The sequence below is a fragment of the Bacteroides sp. L008 genome (genome assembly GCF_040812255.1).
GTDB classification, from domain to species: Bacteria; Bacteroidota; Bacteroidia; order Bacteroidales; family Bacteroidaceae; genus Bacteroides; species Bacteroides vicugnae.
On record NZ_JBFNXO010000002.1, the window covers coordinates 1,247,586 to 1,265,126 of the forward strand.

Consider the following 17,541-nt stretch of genomic DNA (forward strand, 5'->3'; position numbering starts at 1 on the left):
TTGGGAGGTCGTGAAATAAGAGAATTATCTGTAAAAAGATAAATACTGTGACTATTAGAGATTAGTCATGAATAGATGATGATTTCATTTAATAATATTCAGACTTTACCATAATTTTGTTTAGTAATAATTTGAAAAATAATAAATATGGAAAATTTAAGTTTTAATATTGAAGGAAATAGTTTTGTTTTTATTCAAAAGGCGGAACAAATGCGTAATTCTATTGATGCTATAACAACGGAGACAAAAAAGGCGAGTGACGTAAGTAATGGATGGACAAATACTATGAAAAAAGCTTTTGATGTTATAGGTGGAATGGAAACATTAAAAGGTTTTGCTGACGATGTAATTCGTGTACGCTCTGAAATTCAGCAACTTGAAATTTCTTTTGCAAGTTTACTGCAAAGTAAAGAAAAGGCAGATATTTTGGTATCTCAAATGATAGCTGTTGCAGCGCAATCTCCATTTGAATTAAAAACATTGTCTGCTGGAGCAAAGCAGTTAATTGAAAGTGGTGTTGCGACTGAGCAGGTTAATGAAACTTTGCTCCGATTAGGTGATATTGCATTGGGGGTAGGAATTCCATTGGAGCGCTTGGCTGGACTTTATGGGATGGTTGTGGAACAAGGGCATTTATATAGTGACGATCTTAATCAATTTGCAGGGGCGGGTATCCCGATGCTTGAAAGTTTGGCAAGCATATTAGGAGTTACGATAGAGCAAATAGACGAAATGGTTTCTATTGGAAAAATAGGTTTTCCAGAAGTACAAAAAGTTGTAGAAATTTTAACGAATGGAGGAGGGCAATTCTATGGATTAGTGGATGAACAATCAAAAACGATTGCGGGAAAACTAAACAGTGTGAGTAGTGCATGGGATGCGATGCTCAATACGGTAGGAAAATCACAAGAAGATGTTATTAATAATTCTTTGGATGGAGTTAAATATGTATTAGAGAATTATGAGCAATTGGGGCGAACAGTCTTAGAGTTAGCAGGAGTATATGGTACTTATAAAGCGGTACTTATATCTCTAACTGCATTGGAAAAGTTACATAAAACTGTGGTAGAGCAAGCTAGGTTAGAGATGGTGCTAGCAGCAAGATCAGGAGAGATTCTGACTAAGTCACAGGCGATGTCTGCAGCAGGAACTAAATTGTTCACAGGGGCTATAAAGTCTAATACAGCGGCACTTTTAAAGAATCCTTATGTATTTGTAGCTGCTGCTATTGTTGGATTGAGTTACTCAATTTACAAAGTAACAACTGCTGAAACGGAATTGGAAAAAGCACATAAAAGATTAGGAAATGCTAATACAAATGTAGAAAAAGGTCTTTCTTCAGAAATGTCAAAATTGTCATCTTTGGAGAAGAAATTAGTAGAAGTGAAAAAAGGCTCTGAGGCATATAATAATATAAAAAAAACTATAGTAGATAATTATGGACAATATTATAAGGGCCTTGATGAAGAAATAGAGCGTGTAGGTAATCTTTCAACTGTATATTCTCAATTGGTGGAAAATATGCGTTTATCTATTGGACAGCGAAAGTTTGAATCCTTTTTTAAAGCAGAACAAGATTCATTAGATATAATTGTCAGCGGAAAGTTAGAGAAAGCATATGAAACGTTGGTTGAAAAGTATGGTAAAACTAAAGGAGTTAATCTTTATGATCAATTCTTTGATAGTACTATGCATGGAACTGCTTTGTCATCGGATGTATCAGAGGAGTTAAGAAAGGCAACTTTTTGGGAGATAAAATGGGGAAATAATGCTGAAGATGGAATTGTTGATTTCAAAAACAATGTGTTCAATTTACGTTCAGAGATAAAAAAGGAAACAAAGGCTACAGAGGTAATTCTTGATGAATATAAGGATAAGTTTAAAATAACAGATGAAGAAGTAACTCAAATATTATTCGATAAATCAAATAAAAAAGAAGTAGAAAAAAATAAATCACTTGATGAACTAATAAGGAATATACGAACGACTGAAAAAAGTATTATGGAGCTCCGAAAAAATGCTCAAAAGGGAGTTGGTGATGATAATAGTTTGAAAGAGAGAATAACAGAATTAGGTGAACTAAAAGAATCTTATAGGATTAAAACAGGTTTTGATTATGAACAGAAATATAATCAGAATTTTCAATCGGATGATAATGAAGGTAAAATAAAGCGAATACGAGAACAGCAAACTTTGGATGAAGTTAATTTCATGGAGGATATGAAGAATAGAAATGCCCAAGCCGAAATTGATGCTATGGATGAAGGGGAAGAAAAGAAACTGGCTCAGCTAAAATTTAATCATCAAAAAGAAATAGATGAACTTAAAAAATTTAAAGCAGACTATCTTCAAAAGAAAATAGATACGGAAAAGGCGATATTTGAGGCTAATCCAGAGAAGAATAAAGGTCAATCTTTTGATTCGTCGAAAATATCTTTGAATCAAGAAGAAGAAAGGATGTTTAATAATTTAGAGAACCAAACTATAAAAAAACAAGGAAATGAAACTTCTTTGTATTATAAAGATTTGTTGTCAAAATATCAAGGTTATGCGGAGAAACGTCTGACTATAGAAGATAAATTCAAGAAAGAAAGAGATTCGCTGGTTAAAGCTGGAGCTTCAAAAGAAACTTTGGGAGAACATGATTATCAGAAAGAAGAGGCTTTAAAAGCTGTTGATAGTGAATTTGCAATGCGCGAAGATTCTTTTAAGGCTTGGACTGATAATATCGCAAATCTCAGTTTGGAGGAACTGAAAAAATCATTGTTTCAAGCCGAGCAAGAACTTCAACGATCTCAATTTTTACATCCTAATGATCCCAATTTAGCTGTTCAACGATCAAAGATAACTTCGTTAAAAAATGAAGTTAATGAGAGAGAAAGGGAGACGAAACCCTCTCCAGGAAAACGAAGTATAGAAGAATGGCAAAATCTATATCAAACACTAAGTAAGGTAGAGAGAGAATTTGATGAAATAGGTGCTGCTGTTGGTGGTACAGCCGGAGAGATTATATCTGCTGCAGGTGGTATTACATCATCTACTCTCCAAATGATAGATGGAATAGTGACTTTGGCAACAGGATCTGCGTCTGCTATGAGTAGTACTTCACAAGCTGCATCGAAATCTATACAAACAGTAGAGAAGGCTTCTGTAATTTTAGCTATAATCGGAGCTGCGTTGCAGATAGCTACGAAGATTGCAAATATGTTTGGTGCCGATTACTCTGATTATAATGCAGCAAAAGAGAATTATGAGAATTATGTGAAAGTCCTTGATGTTGTTATTGGTAAACAAAAGGAATTACTAGAAACATTGACGGGGAAAGCTGCTGTTGAGGCCTCGCAAAGTGCATTAGGATTAATAGAGAAACAGGCAAATGCCGCGCGGACACTTGGTAAAGAACGTCTGAATGCAGGTGCAAGTGCCGGTTCACATTCTATTGGGGTTCGCATAAAAGATGGTATGTCCAGAGAGGGATGGAATGAAGCGGAGAAAGCCATTGGTACGAGTGCATATAATCAGATAAGGGATGGACGTATGACCGGATTGTTTGATCTCTCTGTTGAACAATTGGAGAAGCTTCAGATGGAAGCTCCAACATTCTGGGCTAAGTTAGATGGGGATGTGAGTGATTACTTGGAACAAATAATTGCTTGTAATGATAAGACCGAAGAAATGCATGATCTGTTGAACCAATCGTTGACACAAACGTCTTTTGATGATGTTTATAGTAGTTTTCTTGATGCTCTTTCTGATATGGGAACCTCTTCTGAAGAATTTGCGGATAATTTTGAGAAATATATGCAGAAAGCCATTTTGAATTCGATGCTTGTCGATAAGTATAAATCTAGAATTAATGCATGGTATGAAGCATTTGCTAAAGCTAATGATGATGATGCGGGGATAACTACTACGGAATATGAAAATTTGCAGCGTGATTGGAATGCTATCGTTTCAGATGCTATGGCTGAACGCAATGCTTTAATGGAGCAATTTGATTGGGCTTCTGAAAGTTCGTCTTCGCAATCTTCTAGCCAAACAGGCTTTGCTGCTATGTCACAGGATACAGGGGAAGAATTGAACGGACGCTTTACTGCTTTACAAATTTCAAATGAAGAAATTAAAAATTCGATGTTGTTTGTTTTGGGTAGTTTATCTTCTTTGTGCACGACTGCTTCTGATGGAAATATTCTTTTAATGGAAATGAGAAATTTGGCAGTCATGTCTAATGGGCATTTGGAGGATATTGCAAAATATACTAAAGTGATGCTAGGGTTTGGAGAGAAATTGGATAATATAGATAGAAATACACAAAAAATATAAAGATATGAAAGATGAATTATACCTTAACGGCAAAGATGCCTACACTACTTGGGGAATTAGTATGGATGATACCTCATTGTCAGAATTAATGACACCTGTTTCTAATAAAGTGTTTATTGAGAATGAAAGTAGATTAGAACACGGAAAACAAGTTATTGTGACGAAATCTAAACTGGATACAAGAAACTTGACTCTTAACATAAACTTGGTAGCTTCCAATGAACAGCAGTTTTTTGAAAGGTACAATAGCTTTTGTGAAGAATTGGCTACAGGAATGCTTGAAGTTAGAACTAAGTATCAACCGAATGTTGTGTACAGGACAATATATCAATCGTGTAGCCAGTTTAGTCAGTTTATGCGTGGTATTGGCAAGTTCACTCTTAAACTTTATGAACCAAATCCTAATGATAGAACAATATGATAGTAGATATTAAAGATGTAACCGGAAATATTCGTTTTTCTACTCCAATAAACAAGGGATCAAAGCGTAAATTCACGTTGATGCAAGAAGACTATATAACTTTAAAGTTCTCTTTGGATAATCCTGTTTATTTCAATTTAGGAGATGGAATAGATAATGAATTGGGGATATTTGAACTTATAGATCTTTACAAACCTGTTTATAATGCAGAAACAGGAGGGTATGATTACGAACTGCGTCTTGATGCTTATTATTGGAAATGGAAGAATAAAAAGTTTTTCTATACTCCAAAGAATACAGGAAGAGAAGCTGGATGGAACATGACAGCTACTCTTGAAACTCATTTAAAAGTATTTATTGACAACTTGAATGCTCTTGGCTATAAATTCAGGGATCAGGAGTTTATTTCTAAAATAGATGATACAGTAGAGCAATCTTCCAAACTCGTATCTTATGATAATACGAATCTGATTGACGCACTTACCCAAATGGCGGAGACATGGGAGTGTGAATGGTGGATAGAAAATCATGAGATTTGTTTCGGGCGTTGTGAATATAGTTCTCCTGTTGATTTTAAGGCTGGCAACCTGACGGATACCGAGAATGTGAATGTCAACAGCATGACACGCAGTGACAGCCAGACAACTTATGCGACTCGTATTTACGCTTTTGGTTCTACACGTAATATTCCCGCTAGCTATCGGAAAAGTCTGATATTTGACGTGAAGAAGGTTAATGGACGGGATATATCTGATACAGAAAGAGCGCTTGATATATTTTTTTTTCCGTCACGTGATTTAATCCCTAAAAAGACTGTAGAAGGGAAAATTGATATTGATAAAGTTATCACTAATGGAAGTCAACAATTTAAATATACTGTGATAAGTTCATTAACTAAAGGAGCTTATTCAGTATTAACGACATCTATTCCGTTTATGATTAGTGGAATAACTGGTACAGGTTCAACTGCGTATTATCCCCCTAAAGGAACGTATAATTATCAGCTGGATTTATGTTATATAAAATCTGGTACATCTCATACTATGTATAGTATCAGTGGAGAGCACTATATTGTTGATAATACAGTAAATGGCTTCAAGGATACACTTAATCTTCCCTCTTCTATTGATATAGAGGAAGATGCTGATAGTTTGGAAGCAGTACTGACAGTGAATGCACAAACTGATATAGCTCCTCGTGGTGTTTCTGCACGTATTTCATTTAATTTAATATTGGAAAATAAAGCAATTTCAACCAATACTTCGGTGACATTCCTTTCCGGTTCAAACGTTGGACAGATATTCTATGCTGTTTATAACCCAGATTTGCTAACAGGAGATAATTCAAATGTTATCCGTCTTCCCGAAGGAGTAACGGCTTCCTTAGGTGACAGATATACCATCAACAACATCATCAAAGGCAAAGTCCCTGATAGTTATTTCAGCAAGGACGATAAAGAAATGACCTTAAATGGAATTGTTCAGAAACGATTAATGTTACCAGAAGGGATTCCTTATGTTGACGCCTATCGTTATAGTCCAACAGGGGAACGTATGGACATTGATGATGAACGTTATGACGATTCGGATAACGTTGAAATGCCAAAAGAAGAAGTAGTTGAAGAGATTGTTACTTTTGAGGATGAATATCCTAAATATGTAGGTAATACCAATGTTGTTCCTGACCCTGAATGGATAGAGGAAAAAGATGAAGAAACTAAGGAGTCTACCGAAAACAAATATCCAGTTTACACATTTAAGGATACAGAACTTAAGAAATTTACATATGACTTTAAACTTAAGGGCAAAGACCTTACACTAATATTTCAGACAGGTAAACTTTCAGGTCTTGAATTTGTGATTAATATCGAAGAAAGTGATGCTACTGGAACGACTTTTAAAATTATCCGCAATGATAATTACGGGCGCTATCTTCCAGATGATACGCTTTTTCCTCAAGCGATTCATCTTGAAAACGGAAAAGATGTCCCGGCTGATACCTATATTCTTAGTGGCTTTGATACTGCGTTTATTTCTGAACAGATGCTACCTAATTCAGAACAAAGGTTGTTTGAAACGGCAAAAAAGTATATAAAAAAGTCGATGATTGATCCGTCTACTTATAATTGTGAGATGGTTCCGGAATTTATCTACAACAACGGTAATCTCCGTACATTTGAGGTTGGAGACAAAGTGAACCTTATCAATAAGGCATATTTTAAGGATGGTCGTCAATCCCGTGTTATCGGATTTGAATGGCCTTTGGATATTCCTTACGATCACCCAATTTATACAGTTGGTGAGACTGCTGCCTATTCTCGTTTGGGAGCAATTGAAAGTAAAGTGGATTCTTTGACTTATAAAGGACAGACATATAGTGGAATTAGTGTAAATGGAGGAGGTGGAACTAGTGTCTACGTGATTGGAGTAAACGATAAAACTTTGCCATCAGATAGAAATACATTTTCTTCAAAAAGAATTATTAATGAGATCGGGGAGCGTGCTTTAAGTAAAATTAATGACGATGAAGCTACCGGGTTAATTAGTTTTTCTAAAGGATTAATTTCTGAAGAACTGATAGAAGCTAACAACGGTCTTGTTGTTCGTAAACAGGAAATTATAGAAGTTTCTCCAATGGCTTTAGTGGAAGAAGATGATGCTCTGGTAGAAGAATTATCAATAAGGAGTGATATTACGACTCTTGGGGAAATAACTAATGTGAGTAAAGAAGCAGATGAAATATCGGAAACAAATGACTTGATAGTTCGTCTTTCAGGAGCTTCAGAGTGGACGGTTAACACAACATTATTTTCAAATGTTTCGAAATTGATGGATGAGGTCTTTCCATTTACTATGACTTTCACTGGGGGAGCTACGTATGAGAAAGGTAGCATGCAAACGATAAATCTTTCTTGGAGTTATGATCGGGATATAATATCTCAATCAATTAATCGAGAAACGATTGCGGTTAATATGCGTACAAAGCAATATGAAGGTATTGTTACTGATACAACTTATATTTTGTCGGCTATATTTGATGGACAAACTTATACGAAATCGACTTCTGTTGAATTTAGATTGAAAAAGTATTATGGAGTTTCTGTTCGTGAAATGCTTACTGATGAAGAAGTATTGGCTTTATCCAGTCTATGGGCGGGGCGTGCGCAAGCTTCTACTGTGTTTGATTGTACAGGTGGTAAATATCCTTATTACATTTTACCTACATCGATGGTAGCTGGCATTCAGTTTTGGATTGGAGGATTGCGTAATTCTGATTGGATAGAGGAGATTCGGGAGATTACTAATGCTTATGGATATACGGAGAGTTATACAGTTTTTAGGTTAAACAGCATCCAGACGGGTGTATTAAATATAGAAATAAAATAATGGCAATATTGAGTAACGGTAAGTTTTATGGCTTCCTTTGTTCTGCTAAAGAAACCGGGCAGAAACTAGCAAATGGAGTGAAAGAATATGTGGAAGATTTTGTGTCAGGATTTGCAGGGCATGGGTGGAAGATATGGGAATATGCCAAAGGCAAATGGATGTTGGAAATAGACTCGATTCGTGTTCGCGGACAGTTTACTGTATTCGAAATGCTGATCAGTAAAGTGAGGGCTATTATTGGCGCACAAGCTATAACACAAGGTTGTGGGAAGGTAAAGGCTGTTGAATTATCGAAAGATGGAACTGCTTATCTTATCACACTGGAAGATGCTGATATGAGTTTTATGGAACATGACTTTATCCGTTGTCAGGAGTTTACCGGAAGTCAGAAGGTTTATCATGTTGAGATAGAATCAGTAGCAGATGGAATCATTCGGGTTCCTTTATCTGAATTTGATTTGGATGAAGAGGGGATAGTGCTGAACCCACCGGCTCCGGGAGATGATATTGTGCAATTCGGTAATAGTTCGCACGATGAGAAATATGTAGGTCGCCATTCTGCTATTTATATGCATGCTAACGAAGGATTGCAACCGGCTATTGATGTGTTGGATGAAATTTATTCAAAAGATTGGTCAGATTGCTTGAAAGTTCGTTTGGGAGGAGATATTCCAGGTGGTGATGGAGCGAGAGGATTTTATAGTGTGAATGGAATGATAAAGGGAATTGATAAATCAGGACATACTACTTATTGCTTATATCCGGATGGTACTGCTGAATTGGGAGATAAATCAGCTTTGTTCAAACCAAATAAGTCTGGATATATTGCTGGAGGAGCAATTGCTTGGGAATTGAATGAGGAGGAACTGGAATACGTTTGTACAATGAAAGGTGTTGTACTTACTTGGGACAATCTGGATAATGATGCAAAAGAAAATCTAAAAGGAGAGCCGGGTAAAGATGGTCTTGATATTGTTTGGAAAGGAGACTCTTCAACTCCTCCTGCCAATCCTCAAAAGAACTGGGCATATCGGGATACGGATAATGGTCAGGTTTATATCTATACTGGTGCAGTATGGGCTTTAATGGTTACAGATGGCAACGACGGGGTGGATGGTACGAATGGTGAACCTGGTGCGGACGGTGAAGATGGAATGAGGGTATACATAACCTATAATGACAGTGAAAAGGAACCGGCAAAACCAGTTGGAGACGGCACAACAGAAGGTTGGCATACCAATGCAACTGCGTCTGTTATTTGGATTTCGCAGAAAGTAGCGAAGAATGTTACTGATGGAGAATGGGGAGAAGCTATAAAAATTAAAGGGGAGCCTGGAAAGGATGCAAATCTTCTTTCGTGGATTGAGAAATGGAACGGCTATGCAACAGAGTTAGGGGAAGATTATATTGTAACTCCTAAAATGTTTAGTGGGGTACGTTCTTCTGATAGAAAATTGACTGGCATTGTACAAGGCAAAGACTGTCTTATAGATAAAGAAGGAAATAAACATTCTGGAATTTTTGCTTTAGTGGATGATGAAATCGTTTTTGAACTTGACCCGATAAATAAGAAGTATAAGTTTAAGGGAGAGGTAATTGCGGATAGCGGAACTTTTAATGGGACAGTGAATGCTGATAAAGGCACTTTTAAAGGGACGATAATTGCGGAAAAAGGCTCTATTGGTGGTTTTGAAATTACAAGTGGTCGCATAGGTTCTGAAGTGAATACAGAATATGGCGGCGGACAGCTTGCGATATATAATAACCTTATTCGTGTAGGAAACAGTGATAGTTATTCGTTATTAGGAGGTGATACAATTCCTGGTACAGCGGGTGGAGCTTACACTTCAACGTGCAGGTTCACTAATAATACTAAAAATGATTCATACAATGGTGCTAATTATGGTATGATGATAAATGTGAGCGGAGCGAAAAGAAATTATGGGATCAAATCAGATGCGCCCATAGTTGCTACTTCGTGCATTGGAATGAAAATAGCCAGACCCATATATTGGATAAATGGCAGCTCTGACGATGGTAAGGATTTTGATTTTTCAAAATACAGCGTTTATTTACTTGCATCTAATCGCAATATGAGTTTAAACCTTCCAACCGAATCAACCGTCGCATCTTATTTTGGTTTAACATCACTCCCTGGTGATTTTTCAGTAATGTTCACTCTTCATATAAGACCTTGGTCCTATGACATAACAATTAATAACGTATATGATTGGAATGCGAATTTGATTAATGTAACAATGGTTAAAGGAGATACTCTTACGCTTCTTATTAGTAAATATGATGGATTTCGGTACGATGTACTAAACAGGCAAGATTAGTAGAGTATATATGGAACTAAACGACTGGCTAACTATACTCGGAGCTTTAGGAGGTTTGGAAGCAATCAAGTGGATGGTTAACTTTTACGTTAATCGGAAGACTGACGCAAGGAAAGAGGATGCAGCGGCAGATGCGGCAGAGAATGAGAATGAACGTAATCAAGTTGCCTGGTTGGAGGAACGTATTGCTCAACGGGATGCGAAGATTGATGCTATTTATGTTGAACTTCGAGAGGAGCAATCTGCTCATTTGGAAGATATACATAAAAGATATGTGGCAGAATTGCAACTTAAAGAAGCAGAATTGAGTAGATGCGATTTATGGGAATGTCTGAAAAGAATTCCACCTAAATTTAAAAATAGAATAAAGGAGGTGCAACAATGAAAGTATTGATTGATAACGGACATGGTGAGAATACTCCCGGTAAGCGTTCACCGGATGGAAGATTGAGAGAATGGGAATATACAAGAAGGATTGCTGGTATGGTAATAATCGGATTGAGAAATAAAGGGATAGATGCCGAAAGGATCGTTAAAGAAATGGTAGATATACCTTTATCTGTACGATGTAGGCGTGCAAATACGATTTATAGAGAAACCGGAGGTAATGCTATATTAGTTTCTATCCATTGCAATGCTGCCGGTTCCGGTTCAGATTGGCTGTCTGCGCATGGATGGAGTGTATTTGTATCTAATAATGCATCAGTGAATAGCAAGAGCTTGGCTGTATGTTTAGGGGAAACAGCTATTAAAAAAGATGTTTTTGTTCGTCAGCCAATGCCCGGGCAATTATTCTGGATGCAAAATCTTGCTATATGTCGGGATACAGTTTGTCCGGCTATACTGACGGAGAACTTCTTTCAAGATAATAAGGAGGATGTCGAATATTTATTATCTGATGAAGGTAAACTAATGGTTACACAAATTCATGTGGATGGAATAATAGATTACTTGAAAAAAAATAAGAGATGAAGCTACTTCCATGCATATTGTTTATTCTTATCACGTTGGGGGGATGGTTGAGCTCTTGTAGAACCCAATATATTCCTGTCGAGACGATAAGAACCGAATACCGGGCTCGTGATAGTATCCGATATGACAGCATATATCATCGTGACAGTGTATATGTGATGGTGAAAGGAGATACTGTATGTGAGTATAAATACAAGTATTTGTATAGATATCAGTACGTAAACAGAACAGATACTTTAATGAAGGTAGATTCGATACAGATTCCTTATCCGGTGGAGAAGCAACTGTCTAAATGGCAACAGTTCAAACTGGATTTTGGAGGTACTGCCATGTTGGTGATGATTATAATTGTGATAGTGAAATTGAAAAACTTAAAAATGTAGTAGATATGAGTGAAGAATTGAAAGGAACAAATATATATGCTCCTATTGTTCCGGGCACTGATGAAGATAAATATCCAACCCATGATAGTAAATATGGTAAGGGAGGATATAAGGAAGTCTCAACGTTGGAAGAACGTGATTCTCTTCCTGAAGAGCGTCTTCGCGTAGGTTGTAAAGTGTATGTAGTATCAGAGGGTAAAGAGTATCATTATAAAGGTGATGGTGAATGGGAAGAGTCCAAAGGAGTAGCTAAATTGAGCGAATTGGAGGATGTTGAATTTACAGAAGATCCCCGGAATGGTTCTGTCTTAGTGAAGCAGGATGATAGGTGGATTCCCGCATCGGAGATGTTTATTCCCACTGGAGAAATGACAGACGGTACTGCTATTAAGACATTTGATGATTTAGTTGGCTTTATTGTTTCCATGTCAGGAGGTGATAAGGTGCAACGTAATATTCGTGTGGTAAATAACTTGGACTCAAAAAACCTGTCTGCCAGTAAAGGAGATCCATGTATTTTAGATTTAACATTCGTATCTCAGGAACGATATAGTATTAGTGACCCTTACGAAAATACGGGGGAGAGAGGGCTGTTACAAATATCTGTTAAAAATACAGTAAATTCCGAGTACGTAGTAGTCAAGGAGATGTATATACCTTCTGCCGTTTCGATTAAGGTTGACATTGCAGAGTATTTGTCTTCGGGTGCAAATAACGTCATGGTGAAGGTTACCGGAGAAGTGACAGAGGAATCAACCCCGGCTTTTGTATATACAGTTCAACTTACTTCACTATCCATAAGTGCTGATAACTTTAAATGGTGGACCGCTTATACCGGTGATATCACTTTACCATTAAACATTGGCGGTAACATTGCTAAAACTTTATATGTCAACGTTACAGGAAACGGCTATAATGAATCTTATCAGGTTTCCCTGGGCACGTCTGTATATACTGAAACCGCATATAATTACTCCGTTGTCCATCCGGGAGCTACGGGAGTATATAATATATCCGCATATATTTCCAACTCGGACGGGACAATTAAAACAAAGACTGTCTCATTCAACGTAATCTGTGCAGTGGCCGGAGAACAAGCTAAACTTATTGCAATAAATAATGTCCTCCAGAAGGCTACTAACTGGACCGAGAATATCTTATTTGACTATTCTATGTACAATGGGGACAATGTTAACACTTCCGCCCATTTCATTATTACACAAAATGATGAAAGCGTATTTACTTCCAATGAAGATTCTATTGCCTGCTCAACCAAACATACGTTTTCATTCCCTATGGAAATTGAGACTATGGATAATTCCGATTTTGAAATAGTTACGCACATTCATAACGATAACGGAACAGAATTAACATCTTCCATCACTTTTCCGGTCAACAACTCTCTGGGATATTCCGCAACTGCCGGAGCCGTATTTTATATGAATCCCAAAACTCGTTCTAACCGGCAGGGAAACAGGCAAGAGATTGTCAATGAAATCGACGGTACTGTAATCGATGGTCTTTGGGAGAACATGAACTGGGGTAATGACGGATGGCAGTCGGACGAAGACGGGAACAAAGCGCTTCGGTTAATGGCAGGTTCATTGCTGGAGATAAACTATGCCCCTTTTTCTGCAGAGTGTGCCCGTACTGGAAAAACATTTGAAATAGATTATAAGATTGACAATGTAACCGATTATTCCGAACCTGTCATTACCATCTCCAGTCCTTCCGGAGATTCATTTGTCGGACTTAATATTTATGCGGACGATATCATTATGCATACTCAATCTTTAAAGGAGGATAGCGTACAGAGCCTGCATACCTTCGAGGGGAAACGTACACGGTTGACATTGACTGTTCTACCAAACGCCTATGGTCATAGTGAACTAAACCTTTGTATCTTGTATATTAATGGCAGAAAGAATCGCGAATTTACCTACGAGGATAACGATTACTTTGCCCATTCCGGCAATATTGTAATAGGATCGGATTATGCCGATGTGGATGTTTATGGTATCCGCGAATATAATTTAGGTCTGACATCACAGGGTGTTCTAAGAAATCTCATCAACTGGCTGGTCACCACTGATTCAAAATTACAGGAAACGGAAGATAATGACATTCTTGACTCACATGGTTCAGAAATAGACTTTGAGAACACGAAGGATCAATTCAATGTATTGGTGTTTGACAATGCAATTCCATCTATGGCCGACCAGACACAACGTATCGGTAATCTTGAAGTTCTTTTCTATGACCACCCGGAATGGAATGTCACAATCAGTAACGTAACCGGCAAAGGTCAGGGTACATCATCCATGAAATACTGGATATGGAATACCCGCTATCAGCTTGACAAGAAACTGTCCGTTATAATCTATGCTGACGGCACAACTTCAAAAGCCGGTGCCAAATGGTCAATGACACCGAATCTCCCGGCAGGGCGCAAATTTACTGCCAAGAAAAATTACGCTTCCTCTATGCAGTCTCATAAAATCGGTGCTGTTAACTCTTACACTGATTTAGTACGCGAAGTCGGTATTCTTAATGAAGCGATGCAGAACGATGAGAAAGTTCGTGTATCAGTATGGGAGGCACCTTTTGTCTGCTTTGAAAAACAAACTAACGATGAAGGGGAAATAGTATATATCTTCCGTGGTTTGTATACGTTCGGTCCTGATAAGGGAGATGCGGACACTTTCGGCTATAATACGGATACATACCCTGATATGATAAGTATCGAAGGTTCGGACAACTCTCCATTATGCACTCTTTTCCGCGTTCCCTGGAATCCGGATAAGCCTTATATCGTTTATAATGAAGATAAAGAAGCCTGGCAATACAACGGTGCGAATTCATGGAATTTTGCGGCAGGAACAACCGAAAACATCTCACGATTCATTCCGGCATACAACATTGTATATCAGTGTTCCCCGAGGTTGCGTCCCTTCAATGGAACGCTGGAAGAACTGAACGCCCGACTTGCCGATTACAAGAATGAGCCTTATGAATTCTGGATTGCTAAACAGGATGACATTAATCAATACAACGTTTACTACTTTGAGTCGGCAGAAGGTAGATTTATGCCTTCTGATATCGGAGAAGGGCAAATAAACTTAGTCACTCAACTGGCGGGTAATGGTTACGGCTTATCCGCGTCCGATCTTACAGGAAAGAGCAATGACGAGCTGAACGCCCTGTTTATTAACGCTCGTATATCCAAATTCCGATTGGAAGCTCCTTTGTATTGGGAGATTGACGACTGCTTGTTTTTCATGAATAATGTAGAGTTCAATGCCGGTACTGACGAACGTGCAAAAAATACGTACCCCTACTGTTTCGGTACCATAACTTCCAAGTGGCGATGGCGTGTAGACGATGCGGATACTCGTTTCGATACAACGAATCGCGGTCTTCCTGATAAAAAATATAGCGTTGAAACGCACGACTTGGATGAAACCGGAGCTGCAATATGGAATGGCGAGACGAACAATTTCTTTAACTTGATGGAACTCGCTTTCCCGGAAGAGAAGATTGCCAGTATGCGCAAGTCTATGACGGGTATGCAAGCTTTAGGAGGATTGAAATCTGGTAATGACCTTGAAAAAATTTACGCATTTTATCAAAAGTACTTTTTCGACCAGGCACAGGAATACTTTCCTGCAAATGCCTTCAATGCTGATGCGAAGTACTGTTATGAATATGGTAAACTAGCATACAATGAAGGACGATATTCAAATGATACGGACCCGATCACACAATCATTGGGCGATCATTATCTTGCTGAACAGCGATGGGTCACGAAGCGTATCTTATATATGATGTCAAAATATTCGTTCGGGTTATTCTCCGCGAATGGAACGGACACCATTACAGTTCGTGCAGCTGGAAATACTATAACGTATCAGCTGACTCCTGCAATGGATATGTATCCGGCAATTGCTAACGGTACATCTATTATCCGAGGAGAAAGAACGAAAGCGGGTGAAGTATGCGAAATGGAAATAGAACTGTCCGGCTCCGGTGACCAACAAAATGCGATACAGGGAGCTTCTTATTTGCAAGATATAGGAGACTGGCACAATAAGAATGTAACCGGCTCCATGATTATCCAGGGACGTATGCTTCGTGATATACGCTTGGGGCATAAAACAGAGCCTGTTGTTATCAGCATTTCGTCTTTAACCATTTCGAACTGCGTATCATTACAAAAGTTGATATTATCTAATATTGCAACTCTTAGCGGAAACTTAAATTTGTCGGCTTGTACACATCTGAAGGAAGTATATGCTGATGGAACCTCTTTATCTCAAATTAAGCTGCCTAATGGTGGTGGTCTTGAATTGATTGAGTTCAGTGCGCATAACCAATATCTATTATTATCCAATTACCCCCTTCTTACAAACGACGGGGTTAAAATAGAATTATGCAAACCGGTTCTTAGCGACTTCTTCATTGTTGACTGTATCCAAATGCGACCGATGGAATTACTTGTCAGCATTATGGATGCACAGGCAGAGCAAGGTACCGCCCATGCCCTTAAACGTATTAGAGCTGTCGGTTTCGAGGAATCGTATGAAGATTCATTGATACTAGAAAAACTGGTGGATTTGTCGGATGGTACATATAGCGGTTTGAGCAGTGAGGGATTGTCCGGTGAGGATGACCTTCCGGTGCTTGACGGCACACTTAATATCAATGCGAGTGCATATAAAGATACGGTTGAATCTTTGCGGGAAACGTTCAAGAAACTAGCCTTGAACATATCTGGAGACTTTTATACCCGTTTTATGGACAATTTAGTACAATCATTATGTGCGGCACATTTTGGTGATGGGATAGGTACAAGCGAGAGACAAATGGGAGAGGTTACTGAATTGGGAAATGTTTTTGTGGGAAAAGAAATTAAGTCTTTCAATGAACTTGTATTATCTAAAATTACTTCTTTGACTAACGAGTTTATAGGATGTTCCAGGTTAGACACCATAACTCTTCCTGATACATTGAAGATATTAGCGACATCTGCTTTTACAGGAAGTAGTATTGTTTTAGATTTATCAGACTGCTCGTATATTACAAATCTGATTATTGACTCCGATGACATAATTGAAGCAATGCCGGACCCTACTGATAATCTTGAAAGCGTAACTTATAATAGTGGTTCCAGTAAAATAAGAATGGTTGGGTATTCTAAGGCCGTATTGAAAATAAATAACGAAGATGAAATAATAGATTTTTGGGTGGAGAACTGTGATAAAAACAGGCATACGCTTTCAACATTGGATTCAATTTATTCAAAAAGTGGTCATGCACTTCGATATATTAGAGCGATAGGTTTTGAAGAGAATTTTTATGGAGATGGTTCGATTCTAAACACTCTTGTTGCATTTGCAGAAAATGATTATCATGGGATTAATCAAGAAGGAAATAGAGATGACAGTATCATCCCTGTTCTAGCAGGAGAATTGCATTGTTCTGCTAATTATTCTCCGGATAAACTTTATAGCTTAAAAAGCTATTATCCAAATATATTATTTAATATGACCGGAAAGGCATATATTGATTTCAAAGATTCCACTGTAAAGAATATGTGTGTAGCTAGTTGGGGTAGCAATGGTGAGTTAACTGTCGAACAAGCTGCTTCGGTAACCAATTTAGGTACTAAGTTCAAAGGGAACTCGGTTATTACGTCCTTTGATGAACTTAAATACTTT

General features: G+C 37.8%; 8 protein-coding genes. All 8 read left to right on the plus strand.

Going from position 1 to position 17,541, the window contains the following annotated elements:
• Positions 1 to 147 precede the first annotated feature (147 nt).
• Positions 148 to 4,323, plus strand: a complete 4,176-nt coding sequence (locus AB3G73_RS23805) for a tape measure protein (protein WP_259011394.1) — start codon at positions 148 to 150, stop codon at positions 4,321 to 4,323.
• A gap of 4 nt (positions 4,324 to 4,327) precedes the next feature.
• Positions 4,328 to 4,744, plus strand: coding sequence for a hypothetical protein (locus tag AB3G73_RS23810; protein ID WP_148364448.1), 417 nt, complete (start codon positions 4,328 to 4,330; stop codon positions 4,742 to 4,744).
• Positions 4,741 to 8,130, plus strand: a complete 3,390-nt coding sequence (locus tag AB3G73_RS23815) for a hypothetical protein (RefSeq protein ID WP_367745717.1) — start codon at positions 4,741 to 4,743, stop codon at positions 8,128 to 8,130. The genes AB3G73_RS23810 and AB3G73_RS23815 overlap by 4 nt, the downstream gene beginning before the upstream one ends.
• Positions 8,130 to 10,469, plus strand: a complete 2,340-nt coding sequence (locus AB3G73_RS23820) for a DUF3672 domain-containing protein (RefSeq protein WP_258979783.1) — start codon at positions 8,130 to 8,132, stop codon at positions 10,467 to 10,469. The genes AB3G73_RS23815 and AB3G73_RS23820 overlap by 1 nt, the downstream gene beginning before the upstream one ends.
• A 10-nt stretch (positions 10,470 to 10,479) precedes the next feature.
• Positions 10,480 to 10,854 (plus strand): hypothetical protein, encoded by a 375-nt coding sequence (locus tag AB3G73_RS23825; RefSeq protein ID WP_148364449.1) that lies wholly within the window; start codon positions 10,480 to 10,482, stop codon positions 10,852 to 10,854.
• Positions 10,851 to 11,441, plus strand: coding sequence for an N-acetylmuramoyl-L-alanine amidase (locus AB3G73_RS23830; protein ID WP_148364450.1), 591 nt, complete (start codon positions 10,851 to 10,853; stop codon positions 11,439 to 11,441). Before AB3G73_RS23825 ends, AB3G73_RS23830 begins: the two co-directional genes overlap by 4 nt.
• The gene (locus AB3G73_RS23835; protein ID WP_148364451.1) at positions 11,438 to 11,824 is read left to right on the plus strand and encodes a hypothetical protein; all 387 of its coding nucleotides are present in this window, start codon (positions 11,438 to 11,440) and stop codon (positions 11,822 to 11,824) included. The genes AB3G73_RS23830 and AB3G73_RS23835 overlap by 4 nt, the downstream gene beginning before the upstream one ends.
• A gap of 5 nt (positions 11,825 to 11,829) precedes the next feature.
• Positions 11,830 to 17,541 (plus strand): leucine-rich repeat domain-containing protein (locus AB3G73_RS23840; RefSeq protein ID WP_367745719.1); only part of this gene is annotated, 5,712 nt, incomplete at its 3' end.